Origin of the sequence: Caballeronia terrestris, from assembly GCF_001544515.1 — a bacterium.
GTDB classification, from domain to species: domain Bacteria; phylum Pseudomonadota; class Gammaproteobacteria; order Burkholderiales; family Burkholderiaceae; genus Caballeronia; species Caballeronia terrestris.
Map to the genome: position 1 here is coordinate 1 of NZ_FCOL02000340.1, position 1752 is coordinate 1752.

Genomic DNA, 1752 nt, shown 5'->3' on the forward strand with positions numbered 1-1752 from the left:
ATCTAGCCCTTGATCCTGCTCGACATGCTTTAACGCGAGAAGGAAACTCGATGACCACCAGTGGACATCGTGCTTGCGGATCCGGCTCATGAGCGCTTCGTGGCGCTGGATGCGCTCTTCCAGTGGCATCGACAGCGCCCGCTGGATAGCTTGTGCTGTGCCGTGCGCGTCGTAGGGATTGACCATCAGCGCTTCTTTCAGTTGCTCTGCGGCGCCAGCGAAACGCGAAAGCACCAGCATGCCCGGATCGGTCGGGTCCTGCGCAGCCACGAATTCCTTCGCAACCAAATTCATCCCGTCGCGCAACGGCGTAACCAAGGCAACACGACTCGCGCGGTAAAGGCCCGGCAAGCGCTTGCGGGCAACATTGCGGTGTATATAACGGACCGGCATCCAGTCGAGTTCACCGTAGTCGCCATTGATCGCACCGCACAGACTGTCCATCTGCCGGCGCAAGTCATCGTAGGCACCCACAGCCTCGCGGCTAGGAGAGGCGATCTGGATCAAAGTTGCGCTGCTGCGATTCTCCGGGTACTGCGCCAGTAGTTCGCGAAAGGCGTGGATCCGCTGCGGTAGCCCTTTCGAATAGTCGAGCCGGTCGACGCCTAACAGCAAACGGCGCCGTGAGTATTCTTCCCGCATACGTTCAAACGTGTCGCGCCCCTCTTTTGCCTGAGCTAGATTGACGACCTCGTCGACATCGATACCGATTGGGTAGGCGCCAATGCCCAGCGTGCGATTGAAGGCGCGAAGACGATCGTGACTCAACTGCTCTGCTTGCGCTTCAGATTGGACGTAGTGAGTGAAGTGCGTTACATCTGTTTCGCTCTGGAAGCCGACCAGGTCATATGCGAACAGCGAGCGCATCAACCATTCATGCTCGGGAACCGCCGCCATGATCTCTAGCGGTGGCATGGGAACGTGCAGGAAGAAGCCGATCCGGTTAGGGCACCCCATTGCGCGCAACTCGGCCGCAAGAGGAATCAGATGGTAATCGTGGACCCAGATGAGATCGTCGGGCTTAAGCAGTGGCATCAGCTCCCGCGCGAACATCTGGTTTACCCGCCGATACCCGGCGGCAAAGTCCACGTCGAAATTGGCTAGATCGAGCCGGTAGTGAAATACCGGCCACAACACATCGTTGGCATACCCGAGATAGTAAGTGTCGTAATCGCGCTGACTCAGGTCTATTGTGGCCAGCATCACGTTGCCGACCGTCTGCACGCGAAGATCCTGATGTCCAGCGACGGCCTCCGCTTCGTCTCGGATTTTGCCGCTCCATCCAAACCACAGGCCGCCGGTCTGCTGCAAGCTCTCCTTCACCGCTACAGCTAGCCCTCCGGCCGCGGCCTTGCGGGGATCGGCGGTGCGATTGGAAACAACAACTAGACGACTCACGGGATCTCCATATTCATGAATGGCTTCAGATCATGTGCGGGTAACTCCGCCGGCAGGATCCGTGAGCTTGAAGATATCGCCAAGCTTCTCACCCAGACGCCACTTGATGCGATCCGCCTTGTTCTCGTGCAGAACGCGCGGGGTCTTCGGCTTCGTGACCACTGGAAGATCCGCAATCAAATTCTATTCGGCAAGCAGACGATCGGCTTCTGCCCAGTTCGCACATTCGCTTCGGCAACCAGATCGAGCGTCGGCGCACCCGGCACCCTCACCGAGAACAACCGGCAGCGCGGCGATCTCGGCATCCATGATGGGAGTCCCACGGTGTTTCTCAGAATAAGGTCTTTTGGTCTG

The 1752-nt window shown here is 58.5% G+C and carries 2 protein-coding genes; one reads left to right on the forward strand and one right to left on the reverse strand.

The genetic code is table 11. The annotated features are described in order from the left end of the window. A partial coding sequence (otsA, locus tag AWB67_RS37240) for an alpha,alpha-trehalose-phosphate synthase (UDP-forming) (RefSeq protein ID WP_125477862.1) occupies window positions 1-1398 on the reverse strand: 1398 nt, incomplete at its 3' end. A 15-nt stretch (window positions 1399-1413) separates the two neighbouring features. Here otsA and AWB67_RS40365 point away from each other — a divergent pair. Next, the coding region (locus AWB67_RS40365) for a hypothetical protein (protein WP_143328494.1) at window positions 1414-1752 on the forward strand (339 nt) is incomplete at its 3' end.